The organism is Curtobacterium sp. UCD-KPL2560 (assembly GCF_001705035.1).
Classification (GTDB): Bacteria; Actinomycetota; Actinomycetes; order Actinomycetales; family Microbacteriaceae; genus Curtobacterium.
This window is the reverse complement of the sequence record NZ_MCIG01000013.1, coordinates 18158-36862: the sequence shown is the minus strand read 5'-3', so window position 1 is coordinate 36862 and position 18705 is coordinate 18158. Positions and strand designations below refer to the sequence as shown.

General features: G+C 68.2%; 15 protein-coding genes and 2 pseudogenes. 7 read left to right on the top strand and 10 right to left on the bottom strand.

The window, feature by feature from the left end:
• Position 1: 1 nt before the first annotated feature.
• The 6 genes and pseudogenes from BEP24_RS05510 to BEP24_RS05485 form a co-directional block, all read right to left on the bottom strand.
• Positions 2-1426, bottom strand: coding sequence for a hypothetical protein (locus BEP24_RS05510; RefSeq protein ID WP_065961155.1), 1425 nt, complete (start codon positions 1424-1426; stop codon positions 2-4).
• Complete coding sequence (locus BEP24_RS05505; RefSeq protein WP_065961153.1) at positions 1423-2622, bottom strand: hypothetical protein; 1200 nt, start codon at positions 2620-2622, stop codon at positions 1423-1425. The genes BEP24_RS05510 and BEP24_RS05505 overlap by 4 nt, the downstream gene beginning before the upstream one ends.
• Positions 2623-2730: 108 nt before the next feature.
• Positions 2731-2913: a hypothetical protein gene (locus BEP24_RS05500; RefSeq protein WP_065961152.1), complete on the bottom strand. Its 183-nt coding sequence runs from the start codon at positions 2911-2913 to the stop codon at positions 2731-2733.
• A 401-nt stretch (positions 2914-3314) separates the two neighbouring features.
• A pseudogene (locus BEP24_RS18020) lies at positions 3315-4421 on the bottom strand (inositol monophosphatase family protein).
• 14 nt (positions 4422-4435) lie between these two features.
• Entirely contained in the window at positions 4436-5758 is a 1323-nt protein-coding gene (locus tag BEP24_RS17430; protein ID WP_171898731.1) for a hypothetical protein, read from the bottom strand.
• Positions 5713-6669: a hypothetical protein gene (locus tag BEP24_RS05485; RefSeq protein ID WP_065961148.1), complete on the bottom strand. Its 957-nt coding sequence runs from the start codon at positions 6667-6669 to the stop codon at positions 5713-5715. The genes BEP24_RS17430 and BEP24_RS05485 overlap by 46 nt, the downstream gene beginning before the upstream one ends.
• Before the next feature lie 243 nt (positions 6670-6912).
• On the opposite strand from BEP24_RS05485, the gene BEP24_RS05480 reads away from it, so the two are divergent.
• Together BEP24_RS05480 and BEP24_RS05475 are read left to right on the top strand one after the other, a co-directional pair.
• Positions 6913-8094 (top strand): MFS transporter, encoded by a 1182-nt coding sequence (locus tag BEP24_RS05480; RefSeq protein WP_065961147.1) that lies wholly within the window; start codon positions 6913-6915, stop codon positions 8092-8094.
• Between the two features lie 113 nt (positions 8095-8207).
• Positions 8208-9113, top strand: a complete 906-nt coding sequence (locus tag BEP24_RS05475) for a ScbA/BarX family gamma-butyrolactone biosynthesis protein (RefSeq protein ID WP_083230117.1) — start codon at positions 8208-8210, stop codon at positions 9111-9113.
• Here the strand turns inward: BEP24_RS05475 and BEP24_RS05470 are convergent.
• Positions 9100-9747, bottom strand: coding sequence for a ScbR family autoregulator-binding transcription factor (locus BEP24_RS05470; protein WP_065961144.1), 648 nt, complete (start codon positions 9745-9747; stop codon positions 9100-9102). The genes BEP24_RS05475 and BEP24_RS05470 overlap by 14 nt on opposite strands.
• A 3-nt stretch (positions 9748-9750) precedes the next feature.
• On the opposite strand from BEP24_RS05470, the gene BEP24_RS05465 reads away from it, so the two are divergent.
• The gene (locus tag BEP24_RS05465) at positions 9751-10647 is read left to right on the top strand and encodes an NAD(P)-dependent oxidoreductase (RefSeq protein WP_065961140.1); all 897 of its coding nucleotides are present in this window, start codon (positions 9751-9753) and stop codon (positions 10645-10647) included.
• Positions 10648-12286: 1639 nt separating this feature from the next.
• On the opposite strand, the gene BEP24_RS05460 is transcribed toward BEP24_RS05465, so the two are convergent.
• Positions 12287-13204, bottom strand: a complete 918-nt coding sequence (locus BEP24_RS05460; RefSeq protein ID WP_253181590.1) for a CPBP family intramembrane glutamic endopeptidase — start codon at positions 13202-13204, stop codon at positions 12287-12289.
• A gap of 409 nt (positions 13205-13613) precedes the next feature.
• Positions 13614-13982: an SdpI family protein gene (locus tag BEP24_RS18175; RefSeq protein WP_083230116.1), complete on the bottom strand. Its 369-nt coding sequence runs from the start codon at positions 13980-13982 to the stop codon at positions 13614-13616.
• A 119-nt stretch (positions 13983-14101) separates the two neighbouring features.
• Between BEP24_RS18175 and BEP24_RS05455 the strand changes: the two genes are divergently transcribed.
• The 4 genes and pseudogenes from BEP24_RS05455 to BEP24_RS16920 all read left to right on the top strand — a co-directional run bounded on the left by BEP24_RS05455 (position 14102) and on the right by BEP24_RS16920 (position 17628).
• Positions 14102-14716 (top strand): hypothetical protein, encoded by a 615-nt coding sequence (locus BEP24_RS05455; RefSeq protein ID WP_065961135.1) that lies wholly within the window; start codon positions 14102-14104, stop codon positions 14714-14716.
• Positions 14717-14724: 8 nt separating this feature from the next.
• Positions 14725-15333 carry an SdpA family antimicrobial peptide system protein gene (locus BEP24_RS16925; RefSeq protein ID WP_139197416.1) on the top strand — a complete coding sequence of 203 codons (609 nt, stop codon included), beginning with the start codon at positions 14725-14727 and terminating at the stop codon, positions 15331-15333.
• Entirely contained in the window at positions 15330-16367 is a 1038-nt protein-coding gene (locus BEP24_RS05450) for a sporulation-delaying protein SdpB family protein (RefSeq protein WP_083230115.1), read from the top strand. Before BEP24_RS16925 ends, BEP24_RS05450 begins: the two co-directional genes overlap by 4 nt.
• Before the next feature lie 111 nt (positions 16368-16478).
• Positions 16479-17628: pseudogene (locus tag BEP24_RS16920) on the top strand (IS3 family transposase).
• A 499-nt stretch (positions 17629-18127) separates the two neighbouring features.
• Here the strand turns inward: BEP24_RS16920 and BEP24_RS05430 are convergent.
• Positions 18128-18676 (bottom strand): hypothetical protein, encoded by a 549-nt coding sequence (locus BEP24_RS05430; RefSeq protein ID WP_065961130.1) that lies wholly within the window; start codon positions 18674-18676, stop codon positions 18128-18130.
• Between the last annotated feature and the right edge of the window lie 29 nt (positions 18677-18705).

Below are 18705 nucleotides of genomic sequence, written 5' to 3'. Positions count from 1 at the left end.
CTCACAACGCCAGCTCCACGGGCCGAGCCCCGGGGAAGGCCCTCCGGACGACGTCCATGGTCCGGAGCTCGTGCAGCTCCCGGAACAGTGCGATCACGTCGTTCATCGCCGGGCCGCGGCGTGCGCCCATCGCCACCTTCAGCAGGCAGCGGAGATCGCGCTTCGCCGGGATGATCGTCTCGTGCCGGTGGCCCCGGAAACCGAAGCTCGCTCCGAACTGGAGGTCGATGCCACGCCTGGTGATCTCCGTCCGGATGACCCCGAGCAGCAGGCGGTAGTCCTCGACGTCGTCTTCTTCGAGCCGGAGGACCGTGAACGGCGCAACCTTGACCGCCCCGGTCCTCCGTCCGGCCGATGTCGACGCTGTCGATGGATGGGCAACAGCGCTGAACAGTCCGGGTCCGCGCGCGAGTTCCCGAGCGAACGACGCGTTGTTCTCGGTGACGAGGGCGACGTGGGTCCGACGCCATGCCGAGTCGAGGAAGAACGAGTTCTCGAGGGCGATCGCAGATCGTGCGGGAAGTGCTGCACCCAGGACGGCCCGGGCGTTCACCAACATCTGCGGGTCGGTCGGCGCCAGGCGGACCGCGTCGTTGCGGTGGACGACGACCGCTCCGGCATTCGCCAGTTCCAGGCCCAACTGGTCGAGTTTGAGCGCCGAACGAGCCTCGATCACGGTTGCCGCGGCCGACTCGGCCATCGCGGCGAGGAACTGCCGCTTCGGCCACGCGCTCGGCGTCAGACTCGAGTCCACGACGATGGTCCGCGGACCACGGCCGGCGGTCCATTCCCTCGTCAGCGCTTCGAAGTCCACGGCATCGAGGCCCCAGTTGTAGCGCACCGGCTCGATCACCACCACGTCCGCCTTCGCCTCGACGAGCTCGTCGAGGGACGTGCAGTGCGTCCACGAGGCGAACGACGTCGAGAGGAGCTCCACGAGCATCGCCGTCTCGAAGTAGTCGCCGAGGACCGCCACACTCGGGAGCCTCCCGGACTCCGCGCGGAAGTCGTACGTGGCCACGTGGAGCGCGAGCCCGAGTGCAGCCATCCCGCTACTGCACACGACGCCGGATACGGTCCAGCCGACGAACGCGGTCTCGCCGTCGAGGAGCTTCGCATCCAGCGACGTGCTCGGTGCGCTCCGCTCGTAGCCGTAGGGGACGTCCGTGGCTGCGCCAGCGCCGGACGGCGGGCTCGCGAACCGGTCTACCACAGCCTGGTCCGCCTGCTCTCGGAGGACACGACGGACTTCGAGGAACCGCTCGTGCAGGAAGCGCTCTCGATCACGATCGTCGCCGTGGTCTGCACCCGCGCCGAGGACGTCCGAGATCCGTCGCAGTCGAGACGGTTCGATCTCCAGGTTCTCGTCGAGCACGCGTTGGAGCAACCCGTGCTCGAGTTCCAGCGCTGCCGTCGTGCCCGTCATCGCGCGGGGCCGACCGGTCCGGCGACCGTCGCGACCGTCCCGTCGTCGACGAGGTGTTCCTGCAAGGTGCCGAGCAGGTTGAAGTCGCGCCGGTTCGTCATCGTGTAGGCACCGGCGTTCGTCAGGACGAGACGTTCACCGACCTCCATCGCGGCGACGTCGAGCAACGGCGGCTCGTTCCTCCCGGTCATGCCGAAGAAGTCGTTCTCGTACAGCGTGTTGCCTGCGACGAGCTGACGCTTCCGGGGCCGGCGGTCGGGCTCCTCGAGTGGAACGACGACCGGCAGGTGCCAGGGCGCGTAGTTCCAGGCGGACGTGTCGATCTGGAGCACATCAGCGGCGTACTCGGGGTGGTCGGTCTCGATGGACTGCACGGTGGCCAGGAGGTAGCCGTGCGGTCCGAGCACCGCAGCACCGGGCTCGAAACGGATCGCCATCGGGCGCCCGGTCCTCGCCCGCCAGTCCTCGAGCATCGCCTCAGCGACCTGGAGCGCGCGCCGAGCAGCCGCACGGTCAGCGTAGAAGTCGTAGAAGCCGCCGCCGAAGTCGATGAGCGCGACGGTCGGGATCGAATCGGCGACGGTCAGCGTGTAGCGGAGTTCCCAGAGGAACAGGCGCGGAGACAGCTGTCCGGTGTGCAGGTGCAGGCGGGTCACGGTGAGACGGTGCGCGCGGAGGACGCCGTGGACGGCAGGGTCCGTCGCCATCACCCCGAAACGGCTGTTCGAGCCGAACGAGTTCGGTGTGTCCAAGGAGTCCGGGATCGGCAGACGGAGGCGCAGTCCCACGTCGGACCCCGGTCGGCAGGCGCCGACGAACGCCAGCTGGTCGACGGACGTCGCGTCGAGGACGGCTCCGTTGTCGGCGAGGACCTGGAGTGCGCCCGCATCGGTGAAACTCGGTCCGGTTGCCGAGATCTCGGGGAACCCGACCTCGACGGCGAGTTCGACTTCGCGCGGCGAGGCGCAATCAGCCCCGAGGCCTGCCTCGGCCAGGTGGCGGAGCACAGCAGGGGTGTGACAAGACTTCAGGGCGACGTTCAACCGAGCGTTGGTCAGGAGCGCCACGTCCTCGAGCATCCGAGCGAGCGAGCGCTTGAGGTTGTCGATGTCGTACACGAGGGCGGGCGTCGGGAGCGCACGCATCAGGTCGAAGATCGACCGGCTCGGTGGGGACACGATCGGTTCGAGGTCCACGGCAGGCTTTCGTGTGAGGAGGTCCACGGCAGGCTTTCGTGTGAGAAGGAGTGAACGCGGCTGAGCAGGACGTGGCGCACCGAATGGTCGGCACGCCACGTCCGATCCTCAGGAGATCTGGCGCGGGCGGCTACCGCCCAGCGTCGAGAACTCACTCGTGATCTCGATGACGTCCTGACGCTCGACGGTCATCGCTGCTTCCGCGGTGTCCGGGACGACGACGTCCCATGCGCCGAAGTCCTCGAGGGCGGACAGTGCGGATTCGAGCTCGTTCACGGCGGTCGGTGACATGGCGATTCTCCTTCTCGTAAGCGCGGAGGAACCCCTGTGAGCGGCCCCCCGCCGTCCGACCTGGTCCACCTCGGACCGGGTTACGGCGAACGTAGTGCCGGTGCTGAGAGCCCTGGAAGGCTCGCGTTGCCCTTGCCTGGAAACTGCCAGCTAACGGTCCCCAAGAAGGAGGACCGCGGGTCCGTCGCCGCTCGGCGGGGGCCGCGGCGGCAGCGCGGTCGGTACCCGATCAGGTCGTGAGGTGCTCGCGGTACCGCGCGGTGTCGGCCCGCGACGGTGCGGACGCCGCGCCCGGTCGCCGACACGCGGTCCACCCACGAGGAGCGGGCATCGCCCCCGGCCACCGAGCTGAGGAGTGCGCGCCGGCAGCAGGACCCGCGCGGCGACTCCGACAGCAGTCGTCACCCGGCGGTGTCGAGGGCCGCGCGCCACAGCTCGCTGAGTTCGTCCACGACGCCGGGGTGCGCGACGAGGAACGGTTCGCCGACGGGCGGGAAGCCGTCCGCGACCGTGCCGGACCGGGTGACCACCATTCCCCCGCCCTCGTGCACGAGCAGCACCGCGGCACCGTGGTCGACCGGTGAGAACGCCCCGACGCATCCGCCCACGCCGCGCCCAGCGGCCACCTGCGCGATGGTCAGCGTGCCCGACCCCTGGATCCGCAGCGTGCAGGACCGGTCCGCGAGGGCGTGCAGGAAGGCGTCCATGCCGGGCTACGGCCGGTGCCCGTCGAGTTCGGTCCCGACGACCGTGCCGACCAGCTTGCGCGGCTCCCGGTCGAGCCGGAGCCGCCGGTCGCCGCGCACCGCACCCCGGCCGCGCTGGGCTTCGAGCACCTCCCCACGCCAGGGGTCCGCGACCACGCCGACGACCGGCTGACCGGCGCGCACCAGGCACAGCGACAGCGCCGTCCACGGCAGACCGTTCGCCAGGTTCGTCGTGCCGTCGACGGGGTCGAGGTACCAGTGGTGGCGATCGCCGGGGCTGGTCCCGAACTCCTCGCCCGTGAAGCCGTGCAGGGGGAAGGCGGAACGGACGCGTCCGCGCACGAACTGCTCGACCCGTCGGTCCACGTCGGTGACGAGGTCTGCCGGGTGCGCCTTCGCGGCGACCTCGCCGACGGGGTGCGTCCGGGTGAGGACGACCACCTCGTCGGCGATCGAGCGGGCCAGCGCTCGGGCCCCCTCGAGGACCCGGGCGTCCTCGACCGCGTCCTCGACGGCCGGTGGGACGGCGGTCTGGCCCACCGAGCACGCCGCGCGCACCGCCGGCAGGTCGTTCGTGGTGATCGAGTCGACGCCGAGGGCAGCTGCCCAGGCCGCCGGCGCCGCCTCGTCGACCGTCCACACGGCCACCCGGAGCCCGAGTGCGTGGGCCGCCGTCACGACGTCCGGGGTGAGGAACGCCAGGTCCAGGTTCAGCGTCGACGGCGCGAGGTCGTCGAGGTCGTCGGCCGCGGGTCCGGCGAGTGACGCCCAGGCGAGCCAGACGTCGGCGTCGGGCAGCACCGAGCGGACCGCGGTCACGGCCGCTCGGGAACCGCACCGGCACTCCGCACGGAGACGACGTCGGCGCGGTGCGGCACGGTGCGGACCCGCCAGGACGGGAGGGTCGACCCCAGCGAGACGACGAGGCACACGCCGTTCAGCTGGATGCGACGCTCGGGTGCGTCGAGCGCGCCGTCGACGATCACGGCCCGGGTCGCGTCGAGGAGTTCGCGCCGTGTCGTCAGCGGGATGCCGTCCGGTGAGAGCACCGGGGTGGTCGCGCCGACGAGTCGGTCGGCGAGGACGGCCAGGTCCGCCGCGAGCGCGTCCTGGTCGCGGCCCTCCGGGTCCCGGAGGGAGCGTGCGACGAGCGGGACGACGTCGGCCGCCGGGACAGCGCCCGAAACGGCGAGCGCGATCAACCAGCCCGGCCGGTCGCTGCCCGCGAGGTGGTGGTCGGTCTGAGCGAGGAGCGCGGGACGGAAGGTGCGGACCAGTTCGAAGAGCGCGACGCGGTGCGCGACGAGCGCGAGGGCTGCTGTGTTCCAGGGGCCGGTGGACGGCCGGGAGGCACGGCCCACCTCCGTAGCGGACGTCGCCACCGCGCGTACCAGGTCGGCGTGGACGCGTTCCGCGAGCGGTTGCGCGCGCACGAGCCGCCGGAGGGTACGCGTGAGGTCCTCGGGCCCGGTGTCGAGCGGGCGTTCGAAGTGGAACACGAGTGACTCCGCGTGCGACGGGCCGTCGAGGTGGCGGACCGAGGACCCACCGGCGGCGTCGAGCACCTCGAGTTCGGTCCGGGCGTGCCCGAGCCGATCCGCGTTCCCCGTCAGGCGCTTCTTGACCCGGGCGCGGAGCACGAGTTCACCGGCGGCGACGTCGATGTCGTTGCGGTGCGCGTGGGTGGCGCGGAAGACCTCGAGGAAGCGCCGGAGGCCCGCCAGCCCGTCGTTCCGCGGACGGTCGGCGACGCTGTCCATCGTGGAGCCGATGACCCGGCGGATCCAGCGGTCGTGCAAGTCTGAGCCGGCGGCGGTGCGGAAGAGGGTTCGAAGGAGGTCGAACTCCGCGGCGCCGGGTCGCCCACCTGCTTCGGAGAGACGCCGGACCGTGGCGCGCAGCTGTCCGGACAGGGTGATCGCGGCCAGGAGTTCCTCGGCGGGGCCACCGGTCCAGGCCGCGGCGGGGGTCTCGGCGGCGTTCTGCGCGAGGAGGTCGAGGGACTTCCCGCCGGGACCGATCTCGAGCACCATGTCGGCGTCGAGCGTCCGGATCCGGGCGACCGTGGCCTCCGAGTCCATCACCCGGTCGGTCATCGCGAGCACGGCGTCGCGGACGTCCTCGGCGGTGCGGAGCATCCCGTCCCGGTGGTTCGCGACCACGGGGACCCGGGGGGGGCGTGGAAGCGGATGTCCTGCTCCGTCATCCAGGAGGACAGCGCGTCCCGGACGACGTGCATGCGGCTCGCGTGGGCGAGGAACGTCGTCGGTTCCTTGCGCTGCTCCGCCTCGATGAAGGGGTGCTCCTCGAGCAGCCGATGGAAGCGGTCGGTGTAACCCTCCCGGACGTACACGTTGACCTGGCGCCAGGAGTAGCGCTTGTGCACCTCGACGTCGGTGGTCGGGACCGCTGCGGCCAGGTGGTCGAGCAGGTCCGCGAGCTGGTCGGCGTCCCCGGTCAGGGCGATGACGTGCGCCGGCTCCCGGACCGGGCGGGTCCCGGGCGCGAACCGGGGGAGGTGTCGGCGGAGGCCGGACAGGAACGCGTCGTCGGCCTCGGCGGGCGGGGCATCGACCTCGGACGCCAGGAGCATGAGCGGCGTGAACGCCTCGGCGATGCGCACCCCGTCGCGCAGTCCGAGCGAGCCGGCTGCCACCGCGGCGACGAGGATCCCGAAGCTCTCCCCTGTGACGGCGGCGAACTCCAGGTCCGTGTCCTGCGCGGCCGCGGACTCCTGGAGCTGCCGGTGGAGGGCGATCGACTGCGCGAGGAACGCCGCACCCACCCATCCCTGTCGACGGAGACGGTCCCGCGGTGGCTCGGCTGACGAGCGCACACCGTCGCCCGGTCGTGGATCGTGCAACGCGGACCCGGCCTCGTCGAGCACGTCCCGGACCGCGGGGCTGGTCATGGTGAAGGGGTCGTGCTCGCGGAACGCCGACCGGCTCCCCAGGCCCGGGAAGAACCCCACGATGCGAGCGGTGTGCTCCGCGCGCGGGCCGGCTCCGGCGGTGGTGGTGACGGTCTCCGATGTCGTCTCGATGCCCATGTGCTGCCTCCCCTGGTCGACGCGAGGCGAGCGTGCCTCACGTGCAGTTGAACAAAACAGGCTGATCGGATTGTTTGTCAACTCGGTCGTCATCGTTCACTCGCTCGTTACGGGCTGGAAACACGGCACTTCCTGCGCCTGAACAGGCTGACAGCAATGCGATTTCCCTCGACACGTCCGCTTGACAAAACCGGCTGCAAGGCTTGTTAAATACATCCGACCCTGATTGGAAGGACCCTCAACATGCCCCTAGGACTGATCGCACTCGCGCTCGGCGGGTTCGGCATCGGCCTCACGGAGTTCGGCATCGTCGGGCTCCTGCCCGAGGTGGCTGCCGACACCGGCGTCACCGAGCCCGTGGCCGGCTACCTCGTGTCGGGCTACGCGCTCGGCGTGGCGCTGGGGGCCATCGCCCTCACCGCCCTCGTCTACCGACTCGAACGCCGGAAGGTCCTGCTCGGACTCATGGTCCTGTTCGTCCTCGGCAACCTGCTCTCCGCCATCGCACCCGACTACTCGGTCCTGCTCATCGGACGTGTCGTCGCGGCGCTGTGCCATGGGGCCTTCTTCGGCATCGGGGCGGTGGTCGCGGCCGACATGGTCGCCGAGGACAAGAAGGCCGGGGCGATCTCCCTCATGTTCGCCGGACTGACGGCCGCGAACGTGCTCGGTGTCCCGCTCGGGACGTTCCTCGGGCAGCAGCTGGGCTGGCGCTCGACCTTCTGGGCGATCACGGTCATCGGCGTCGTCGCGCTCATCGGCATCCGGCTGCTCGTCCCGGTGACCCCGGGGCCGAGTGGTTCGACGCTCCGAGCCGAGTTCTCGGTGTTCCGGCGTCCCCAGGTCTGGGTGTCAGCGATCGCCAGCGTCTTCGCGTTCGGCGCCGTCGTCGGTGCCTTCACCTACATCGCCTTCACCCTCACCGAGGTGACGGGCTTCAGCACCGGAGCCGTGCCCTGGCTGCTCGTCCTGTTCGGCGCCGGGACCTTCGTCGGCAACTTCGTGGGCGGCAAGCTCGCCGACCGCGCGTTGAACCCGGCACTCATCTCGATCCTCCTCGTCCTCGCGGTCGTCCTCGTGGTGTTCGCGCTCACCGCCGCGAACCCGATCGCCACGGTCGTGCTGCTGCTCCTGCTCGGCACGGTCGGGCTCTCGACGGCACCGGGCCTGCAGCTGCGCACCATGGCACACGCGGGCGACGCCCCGACGGTCGCCTCCGGTGCGAACATCGCGGCGTTCAACGTGGGCAACGCGATCGGTGCGTGGCTCGGCGGCGTCACCATCGCGGCCGGCCTCGGCTTCACGTCGCCGCTCTGGGCAGGCGCCGCGCTCGCGGGCGTGGGTGCGCTCGTCCTCGTCGGCGGCTCGCTCCGACGCCGGAGCACCGCGCCGGCGACGACCGCCCCCGTGCCCGTCGTGCAGTGAGCCCCGCGCTCCTGCGCTGACCACACCCAGCAACGGCGCTGCCCCGGTCATCCCGGAGCAGCGCCGTTGCTCGTCCCGCTCACCGAACTGAACCCGACCGGAGGAGACCCGACGTGTCCGCCACCCTCGTAGCTCCTGCCCTTGCTCCTGCTCCCGCCCTGACCCACGCGCAGCTCGTCCCTGGTCACCTCGTACACCGGCGGTGGCTGTCCGACGTGCTCGTGACCGAGGCCTACTCCACCGGCCGGGAGACCTTCCTCGCCGGCGCGCAGTGGCCGCGGAACCACCGCCTGCTCGGGCGCACCCGGCAGGTCGATCCGGCGCTCGTCGCAGAGACCGTCCGGCAGCTCGCGATCTACCTGGCCCACACCGCGTTCGGCGTGCCGCTCGATGCTGCGTTCCTGATGCCGTCGATGCGCCTGAGCACCGCTGCCCGCACGGTGCAGACCGGCGAGGCGATCTCGATCGACGCGCGCGTCGTCGACGTCCGACGGTCCGCGCGCGGCGTCAGTGCCTTCACCCTGGAAGCGACGTTCGAGGACGGGGACGGCGCGGTCGGTCGGGCCGTCGCCGCCGCGCGGATCATCGATCGACGCACCTACCAGCGGACCCGGAACGGTCGGACGCCCGTCACGCCACGCGTCGACGGCCCGTCCCGTCGTGGCGGGCTCGACCTCCTCGCCCCGACCGACCGGGCAGGCGTCTCCCTCCTCGTCGTTGACACCGGGGAGCCCGCCTGGTTCGACCACCCGCTGGACCACGTGCCGGGCATGCTGCTCCTCAGCGCCGCGCAACAGGCGGTGTCGGCGGCGGGCGGCCCCGGAGACCTCTCGACGATGGAGCTCGTCTACGACGCCGTCGTCGAGCTCGACGAGCCGTGCACCGTGACGGTGACGGACGACGGCGACACGTGGCGGGTGTCCTTCGAGCAGTCCGGCGCGGTGAGCACGAGCGCGGTGCTCCGTGGGCGGTCCGAACCGTCACGGCGGGTCACGCCGACCCACGTCACGGCCGGATGACCGCCAACAGTGCGAGGCAGGCGTCGAGCCGCTCGGGCACGACGACGCCCGGGAGCAGGATGTCCCACATCTCCCGCACCCGTTCGAACAGGTCCTGCCGATCGTGCAGCGTGTCCGAGACCAGCTGCACCCCGGTGTACGCCGGGATGACGAACCGGGCGAACCGGGCAGCGTCGAGGTCCGGCCGGAAGTCGCCCTGCTCGACGGCGAGCCCGGCGAGGTTCTCGAAGGTGGCCATCCAGTCGCGGTACGGCGTCACGTTGGACACCGACGCGGCGGACCCGTCGGTCGTCAGCCGGATCCCTGCGCTGACCACACCGTCGCTGACGAGCTGGCGGGCGAGACCGGCGGACATGAGCAGCATCGCCTCGACCGCGGACGACGCCTTGGCCATCGCGGTCTCCGCGTCGACGCGGGCGATCCGGTGCTGCTCGGTGATCACGGCGTTCGCGATCTCGTCCTTCGAACGGAAGTGGAAGTACATCGCGCCGCGCGTGACGCCGGCCTCGTCCGCGATGAGATCGAGCGACGCCCCGGCATACCCACGCCGCTCGAACACCACGGCGGCGCCGCGAACGACAGCGGCGCGTGTCTGGAGTGCACGCTCTTGCACCGGCTCGGACCTGGGGGACATCGGATGACCAGCGTAGTCGACAGCCGTTGCGCTCACCCGATCTCGCCGACCGGAACCTTCATCACCGTGACCGGCGGCTCCGGCTACATCGGCAGCCATGTGGTCGCCGCGCTCGAAGCCAGCGGGGCGACCGTCCGCACAGTGGGGCGCTCGGAGCTCAGAGACCCAGCATCGACGACCAGGGCGATGGCTGGCGCGTCCGCCGTCGTCCACTGCGTCTCCGCGGTCTCCGGGACGCCGGAGGATCTCCGTCGTTCGAATGTCGAGGTCGCCGCAACTGTCGCGAGAGCAGCGCAGGCCGCCGGAGTCGAACGCCTGATCGCCGTCTCGACCGCGTCGGTCACCGGGAGGGGGCCGCATCGCGGTGCGGCCACCCCTCCGACGAACCCCGCATCAGCCGTCAGCGCCAGCCGTGCGGAGGGCGAGGAGGTACTGCTCGGGGCAGGAGCGATCATCATCAGGCCGAACCTCGTCTGGGGTGCAGGCGACCGCTGGGTCGTACCAACCCTCGCGAGCTCATTTGTCGGCCAGGGCACGGCCCGGTCATGGCGGGCACGCGTGTCAGCGGTCAACGTGCGGGATCTCGCGAGCGGCATAAGCAGACTCGCGTCCACTTCCTCAGAGGCGCTCGGCACTCAGAGGGTGCTGCACGCCGACGCTCCCGGCCCCTTCCTCGTAGCCGAGATCGGTCAGTGGATCTCCGACCGACTCCTTCCACGAGTCCGACCGCTCACCGCCACGACGCTCACGCCCCACCAGCAGTCGATGCTGGAGATCGACAACTGGTTCGACAGCGCCCAGTTCTGGGAGCTCGCCGGAGTCCGCCCTGGACTTCCCTTCTCGCCGTCCGTCGCCGATCTGGAGTGGTACGCCGACTACCTGTCCGTCAGCACGAACTAGGTCGCTCACCATCTGCGGGAGGGTCGCGGTGAGCGGTATCTCGAGCGCGATCGCCATACGGATCCAGCCGAGCCGGCGCATCCTCCGACACGAAGCGAGGGATCTCCTCGCGGGCAGGACAGGGCGCTTCGCCGTCGAGGAAGGGGCACGAACAACACGATCCGGCCGTGCCGTCAGCTACGTCGTCCACGCCGGAGCAGACGTCCTGCGCGCAGGTGCAGAACGTCAGTGGGTCCTTCGATGCGTCCCCTGGAGCTGCGTGGTCATGAGTTCGTTTCCTCTCGTCAGGACCCCTGTGCGCGGACACCCGCGCCTGGCGGAGAGCAGCACCCGCGAGGGTGAGGTACAGCCGGCGTACCTCACGGGCACGCAGCACGCTGCCGCTGCTCGAACAAGAACGCGCCACGCGGCGACACGCGCTCGCGTTGGCCCGTGAGCGGACACATCGCCAGGGTGAATCGAACGCGGGGAGACACGGGATGGCCTTGTACGTGAACGATTTCGAAGTCACTGCAACGATCAATGGCTTGCGTCGCAGGTGGTCGCACCTCGGTACGTCTCCGCGCTCGCTCTCGGAGCCGTCTCCGTCGACTACGTCGAGGTACAAGCGGTATCGGATCGCAAGAAGGTCGCTGCGGCAGAAGCTGCGCTACGGCAGCAAGGAGTGGTTCGACACGTATCGGGCCGACCCATGCACGGGCTCGCCGCACAACAGTTCGCCCTCGCGCTCTTCGCTGTCGCCTCGAACATGCGACGCATCATCCAGTTCGAACACGACGGCCACGAATCGGAACGACGAGCCGGCGCGGGCCGCTCACCCCGGCCGCGGAAGCAGCCCGACGCTCCGTCATGCCCGAGAACGGGCGAGGAGCATCCGGGGTGCTTCAGCGTGCCCGGAAGCGAGCTGCGGACGGCGCACCGAGCGCTCGAGCAGCCACGAATACGTGAGCGACCCGTGGAATCGAGCACCGAACAGCTCCAGAGAACCAGAAGAGCCCCCGGCCGAAGCCGGGGGCTCTTCTGTCGGGTCACATCTGCAAACGCTGGAGACCAGACGTGCAATCAACCCTGTGGCGGTACCGGTGGGATTTGAACCCATGTTCCCACTCGCCAAAACCTAGGCGGAGCCGAAGCAACCGCGCACTCACGGGGAATATGAGCACAGTTGCTCCCACCTTCGCAGGCCTCACCACCGGCCCTCCGTTACTGCTCGGTTACCGCAACGCCTGCGGCTGAGTGACACGAACGCACGAAATTGAGCGATCGACCGAGACTCCCGGGTCACCGACACGAGAACAAGCCGAGCGCGAGCGTGCACCGGCCCAGCGTAGAGCGACGCGAGCGTATCGCTACTACTCTCGCGGACGGTCAGGCTCCCCACCCTCACTGCATGTATCGGACGCCACATGAGCTCGCTGCGCGACGCTCCGCCATTACTCGCTGGCAATGAGCAGGACCACTGTATGGACGGACCGCTCCGTTGCGAAGAAACCACGGACCGCTCCGCCGGTGGCCCTGGACAGACAGCTCGGCACCATCTCCCCACAGCGGCGTCGATCAACCGATAATATAGATTATGTCAGTAGACGCCTTATCCGTGACGCTGCGGGACTCCCCGACCGTCCGCCGACCGGTCATCTCAGCGCAACCACTCCTTCACCTCCGCGGATGGGTTCGTGACCGAGCCGAGCCGGGAGGCTTTGAACTGGTGGAACACACCGAGCACGGCGACGATGGCGGCTACTGCGAGCCACGTGGCCACTCCGAGTGGTCCGGCAAGGATGGGGTTTAGCTCGCGGCCCGCAGCCGAGAAGAGTACGACCAAGCCAGCGCTGGCGTTCAAAGCTCCGTGCGCGAAGACGGAGGGCCACAGAGAGCCGCTGCGTAGGCGAAGCCAGCCGAACAGTGTCCCGATCGCTGCGCACGCGACCACCATGAGCGAGACGCCAGCGATGTTTGGCTGCGCGAAGTTGTACCCGAGAAGGATCAGCGGACTGTGCCAAGCACCCCAAATGGCGCCGGTAACGAGGATCGATGGCCAGGTTCCCATGTGCACTCGAAGTCGCGGAAGGAGCCATCCGCGCCATCCCACTTCCTCGCCGAAGGCGAGCACCCCGTTGAAGAGCGCCGCGAAGGGGATCGAGACCAACTGGATGATGACGACGAACCGTACCGGGATCGTGTCGGCAGCATCGCCGGCGGACGCTCGTAGCTCCGCCCGGAAGCCCGACAGGTGTCGAAGATCGAGATCCACCCAGCCGAGAACGGCAGCGATAGCGATGCCAGCTGCGATGACCAGAGGGACACCGAGGAGACCGATCAGGGTCAGCCCCACAACCCGCTTGGCGGGTCGGAGCGGCCACATGCCGAGCTCACGGACGGCCGCCGCGGGACGCTTGCGTTCGATCAAGCCCACTACGAGGACGGCGACTGCTGGTGTGAACATCATCGCCGGCAGAAGAGCCGCAGCCCATGGCGACGAAAGACCGACGCCACTCGCCCAAAGGGGTGAGACCACGACCCACGCACCACCGAGGCTCATCGCGAGGAACACCACCAACGAGAGCCAGGGGACCGCTCGGCGCCCCCGCTGATGCTCTACTGACCGCTCGGTCGACATGTCTCCCCTTCACCTTCAGGTCTGGCGTTCCAGCACTCCAGCTCGCGCTGCGGGGCTGCTCGGGCCGCCCGCTTCATCCGCTCACCCCTGGCGAGCGTGCCGCTGAACAGTAGACAGGTGGTTCTGCTCTGATGCAAGGCGGCAGCTGCGGACGCCCGGCGGCGGACGGAGCAGACATCATCGCGCGCGGACTCATGAAGCCCTGCAGCTGGATGACGACGAGGAGATAAGCGTTGCGACGTCAGGGCATGAGATTCGGGCGACCCAACACCGGCCGCCACACCGCTACAACCACAACATCGGCGCGAGCATCCAGTTGACGACCGTCACGTCGCGACAGCGCGGATTACGGAGCCGAGGTTACGCGCCGAGCAGCACGTGAGGCGGACACTGCGGCCGCAACGAGACCGCCCAAGGTGCACGCGAGCGAGAGCCCGATTAGGACCACGTAGAGGACGGGCGCCAGCTGGGCCGGAATTGATATGACAATGACGATGATTGCCGCTATCAAGAACGGTCGCACAGCCTTACGGGCCGCCTGATGACCGGCGACCCACGTCTCGTCACTTCGCATGACAGAAGGAAGGCGCACGCCCGCAACATGGTTGCGGCCTAAGCCGTCGGCTGCCACTGAGACCACTCCCCAGATGGCAGCGTTGACCGCCAAAATGAGGACAGCGCAGGCGATTGCCGCGAACCAACCCGGATTGCTCATATCTGCCTCCCCCTCAACAACCTAACGCAGGTGCCGGTCAGGCCGTCAACCTGAGGCCCCCTTGACTCCGTCGGCGCACCTCGTGCAGACTGCTGTGAAAGTTCCAAGGGGGAATTACAATGAAGATCAGTCTTGTTGCGCAGATCGCAATCGCTTCTCTCGCGCTGGCCGCGGTCCCCGCGGTGAGCGCCGCACACGCGGAGGCAGCGTCGCCTCAATTCACCGACACGGAGATTGCAGAAGGCGTGCTGTACGGCGAGGGTGCGTTCGCCGACGCGGCCGACATCGAGCCACTGTCGAAGGCCTCTGCGGCCTCCCGGGCAGACATCGCCAACGTGCAGGACAAGCTGCTGACCACCGTGGAGGCCGAGCACTCTTCCGAACTCGCCGCGGCCGCTGACCAGATTCGCAGCGGCGACCCCTACAAGGTCGACGACGGCGTGAAGCAGCTCACGTCTGCCTTCGCGAAGGCGATCGAGTCGGACTATCCGCAGGTTTCGAGGGCAAGCACGGTTCAACCGCAGTGCGGCGTTATCTGCGTCTGCGTCGCGGGTGTCGAGATCGCCGTCGTGGGAGGCATCGCCGTTGCGGTTGTCGCCGAGACCGCCGTCGCAGGGCACTTTGTCCTCTGGACCAAGGCGAAGGTCTGGAACGCGAAGTCGATCAACCCGGACAGCACGGAGGACCTCGGATACACCGAGTACGTCGCCAAGATCGCGTCCGCGGTCAAGTAGCAGCAGCGATGACCACTGAGGACATCGACCGGTCGTCATCTGCAAGGCACAACACCGAACGGAACGTTCGACGAATCGCGCTCGGCTGCGGCGTCTTAATCGGCGTGATGGCCTTCGTGGCCACCATGCAGCCCAGCGTCTTCGAGTCCAGCGCCGGATCGAATCCGGTGCTGCAGACTGTGCGAACCTTTGTGCCACAAGGGTGGGGTTTTTTCACTCGTGACGCTCGGGAAGATACCTACACCGCATACCGCAAGAGCCCTCAAGGATGGACGGCGGTGAGCCCGATTTCTGGCGGTTCTCCGCGGTTCGCGTTCGGACTGAATCGTGGCGCGCGACTTGTCGACGGTGATATCGCTCGGATTGCGGTAGCGAAGCCTGACAGCGGGTCCGTGAAAGCAGCATGGACCTCATGCGCTCCAGGTACCTCCATCGACAGCTGCGTCATAGAAAACAAGGTTGAGGTGAACGGTCAGCAGGTTCTGAATCCGTTGATTCCGGAAACGTGCGGCGACATCCTCGTTGCCAAGGTCAAGCCGATTCCGTGGTCCTACGGAAAGCTCACGCGGGAGCACCGTCAGTCCATCAGGATTGTGAACGTGAAGTGCGAGTCATGACGGAACACCCAGCTTCAACATCAACGTTCCTGGAACGGCTTATCCCTGCTAGTAGTCCGGTGACCAGGTGGCTGCACCCGGCGAGGAGTTTGATCGCCTTGGCGACGCTGCTGACCCTCGCACTGGACCCGGGAACGACTCTGTTCCACTCGTCCGACCCTGCAACATCGGCAGCGCCGGAGTGCTCAGGTGTCCCCAGCATCGGTCTCTTCTGCCTTGCGGACGACCCCGACGTCGCGCGTTGGATTGGCGTGGGCCTTCTCTGCACCGTGATCCTCGGCCTGTTCCCGCCCGTCAGCGCGGTTCTGCACTGGTATGTGTCTGTGAGTGTCTTCTGGACCATCACGCCGATGGAGGGCGGAGACCAGCTCGCCGCGATCGTCACCCTGTTCCTCATCCCAGTGTGCGTCAGTGACACCCGCCTGTTCGTTTGGCGTGGTGCGCCGTCCCCGGGGAACAGGGTTGTCAACATTGTAGGAAACACAGCGCTGCTGCTCATCGCAGCGCAACTCGTGATCGTCTACGCCAACTCGGCGATAGCGAAGTTCTCCTCGACACCGTGGGTCGAGGGGACGGCTCTCTGGTACTGGATGCAGCACCCCGCCTTCGGCGCGCCGCAATGGCTCTACGATCCTGCGCTCGATCTCCTCGCGGCGCCGGCAGGTGCAGCGGTCATCACCTGGGGAACGATTGCCCTCGAGCTCTTCGTCATGGCGACGATCTTCTCGTCTGACCGACGATTCCGTCGGGCTGGCTGGGCTGCCGGGGTGTTCTTTCACCTCGTGATCGCAGTGGTCATCGGACTAGCGACATTCGGGATGGTGATGGCCGGAGCGCTCACCTTAGCCCTGCTCGTCCGACCTGCTGGAGAGCAGACGGCGCACGAAGCTGAGGCAGGCGACTCGGGGACGGGATCCGATCTCCCCCTCCCCAAGGAGATCGAAGATAAGACCGAGCCCATGACCGCGGAGGATTCCGCTGATGCCGACAAGACAGAACACCTCGTTCCCGATGCGAAGGCTGGACGAGTCTGAGCTGCAGAACTGTTCGGTGACTACGGTGTCGAGGGCGTCTCGAGGGTCTGCTGTCGGTTCGGTTGACTCCTGACCTGTGGGGACGCGGTCCTCGCTGGAAGGATGTCGATCATGGCCAAGCCCTATCCGGACGAGTTCCGACGCGACGTGATCGCGGTCGCGCGAAGGGGTGAGATCCCGTTGACGCAGGTCGCGAAGGACTTCGGGATCTCCGAGGGGACCGTGACGAACTGGCTGCGTCGAGCCGACATCGACGACGGGGTCAGGTCCGGGACCACGACGACCGAGAACGTCGAGCTGCGAGAGCTTCGGAAACGGAACCGACTGCTAGAGCAGGAGAACGAGATCCTTCGCCGTGCCGCCGCGTATCTCTCCCAAGCGCACCTCCCAAAATGATGTACCCGCTGGTCCGGAACTCGCCGCCGACCAGATCCCGGTCGCGGTGACCTGCCGGGTCCTGGGTTTTTCGAAGCAGGCGTTCTACGCCTGGCGAAAGAGCCCGGTGAGCCGTCGTGATTGGGAGAACGCGCACCTGACCAACGCCGCCGTCGATGCGCACCGCGACGACCCGACGTTCGGGTACCGGTTCATCGCCGACGACCTCGGCGCCGCCGGCCACCGAGTCTCGGAGCGACGCGTGTGGCGGTTGTGCTCGCAGCAGCGGCTCTGGTCATTGCATGCCAAGAAACGGGGACTGACCCGGAAAGCGGGCCCGCCGGTGCACGATGACCGGGTCCGGCGGGCGTTCACCGCCCCGGACCTGGACCGGCTGTGGTTGACCGACATCACCGAGCACMSSACSGSSGAGGGCAAGCTCTAYCTCTGCGCKRTCAAGGACGCCTGCTCCCGCCGSATCGTGGGCTACTCGATCGRYGMYCGGATGCGGTCCTCKCTCGCSGTYGCRGCSCTGCAGATGGCGATCTCGCGCCGGAACCCGTCCGGAACAGTCATTCATTCCGACCGAGGCAGCCAGTTTCGCTCCAAGAAGTTCGTTCGGGCGCTCTCTGACGCCGGGCTCCTGGGGTCGATGGGCAGGGTCGGCGCGTGAGCGGACAACGCGGCGATGGAGTCCTTCTTCGCGCTCCTGCAGAAGAACGTCCTCAACCGGCGCCGGTGGGCGTCGCGGGAGCAGCTGCGCCTCGCGATCGTGCACTGGATCGAGGGCACCTACCACCGCAAGCGTCGGCAACGCGGGCTCGGGAAGTTGACGCCCATCGAGTACGAAGCAATCATCAACCCACAGGTCGCACCCGCGGCCTAAATCAACGAGTCAACTGAATCGACAGCAGACCCCATCGACCGATTCATCAGAGGGCAGGTGCCCCATCTGTTTGGGGCGGCCATCTGACGTGTCTCGATAGCCGATCGCAGACGGGGCGCAGCCGCAGAGCGCCTAGGACCATCTCTTGCCGTACCGAGTCCAGGCCTTGTACTGGACCTCGGACACCGTCACATGGTTGCCGGGGACGCGGAACGTGGCGCTGAACTCGTGATTCGGGCCATTCGGCGTGGGTGTGGAAATGAGCTCGGCGTCGATGTAACGGGGTTCGACCGTCTCGTCATCTCCAATGAGGCGGAGATGAACCTTCGAACCGATCTCGATGGCGTCGAAGCTTGAGTAGGTGCTGGGTGCTGGTGATTTCGGACTCATTCGCCCACCGTACGAGCAAACCTCGGCGTCTCGATAGCCGATCCTCATCCGGACGGCGGGGAGACAGTGCTGTCGTATTGATCGGCCGACCGGCGACACCCCCTGGGCCTCAAACCGTCGAAGCGACCGCCCAGAAATCTGGTCCGGGCTTGCTGATCAGCCGCTGGTCGGCGAAGGACCCGTCAGCGAAGGTGAGTCGCGCAACCGGCACACCACCCTGAGCCGTCTTGCCCGTGTCAACGATCGAGGCCACCTGGGACCGCGGGACAGTCACGAGGTGCTCGGCCGGCAGCTGGTTCCCCGTCATCCCGAGGTCCCACATCGACAGGTTCTGCTCGCTGATCACCATGAGGTAGGGACCGGCCTCGTTCGGCAAGCTCCGTGCGGTCGAGCCTTCCTCGCCCCCGATGTGTTGCGACCGCGACACCGCCGTCTCGACCGCCGACGTCACGAGGTTCATCAGCCGACCGTCGACGCCGACACCACCACCACCGCGCTTGAAGCCGCTCGGGATCACCTGGCAGTGGACCAGTACTCGGTCACCGTCGGGGAGCAACTTGCCGATTTCCGACGCGACGTCGATCGCCGGCCCGGTGAAGAGCGCCTTGTACTTGTCCATCAGCCCCATGGAACCTGTCCTCGCCTCGTCGGGGAGCACACTCCTCGCGCTCCGTCGCGACGAGGGTA

Coding starts and splice junctions, on each gene's coding strand:
- BEP24_RS05510 (WP_065961155.1), bottom strand. CDS start 1,426: ATGACGGGCACGACGGCAGCGCTGGAACTCGAGCACGGGTTGCTCCAA.
- BEP24_RS05500 (WP_065961152.1), bottom strand. CDS start 2,913: ATGTCACCGACCGCCGTGAACGAGCTCGAATCCGCACTGTCCGCCCTC.
- BEP24_RS17430 (WP_171898731.1), bottom strand. CDS start 5,758: ATGCTCCGCACCGCCGAGGACGTCCGCGACGCCGTGCTCGCGATGACC.
- BEP24_RS05485 (WP_065961148.1), bottom strand. CDS start 6,669: ATGGGCATCGAGACGACATCGGAGACCGTCACCACCACCGCCGGAGCC.
- BEP24_RS05480 (WP_065961147.1), top strand. CDS start 6,913: ATGCCCCTAGGACTGATCGCACTCGCGCTCGGCGGGTTCGGCATCGGC.
- BEP24_RS05470 (WP_065961144.1), bottom strand. CDS start 9,747: ATGTCCCCCAGGTCCGAGCCGGTGCAAGAGCGTGCACTCCAGACACGC.
- BEP24_RS05465 (WP_065961140.1), top strand. CDS start 9,751: ATGACCAGCGTAGTCGACAGCCGTTGCGCTCACCCGATCTCGCCGACC.
- BEP24_RS18175 (WP_083230116.1), bottom strand. CDS start 13,982: ATGAGCAATCCGGGTTGGTTCGCGGCAATCGCCTGCGCTGTCCTCATT.
- BEP24_RS05455 (WP_065961135.1), top strand. CDS start 14,102: ATGAAGATCAGTCTTGTTGCGCAGATCGCAATCGCTTCTCTCGCGCTG.
- BEP24_RS16925 (WP_139197416.1), top strand. CDS start 14,725: ATGACCACTGAGGACATCGACCGGTCGTCATCTGCAAGGCACAACACC.
- BEP24_RS05450 (WP_083230115.1), top strand. CDS start 15,330: ATGACGGAACACCCAGCTTCAACATCAACGTTCCTGGAACGGCTTATC.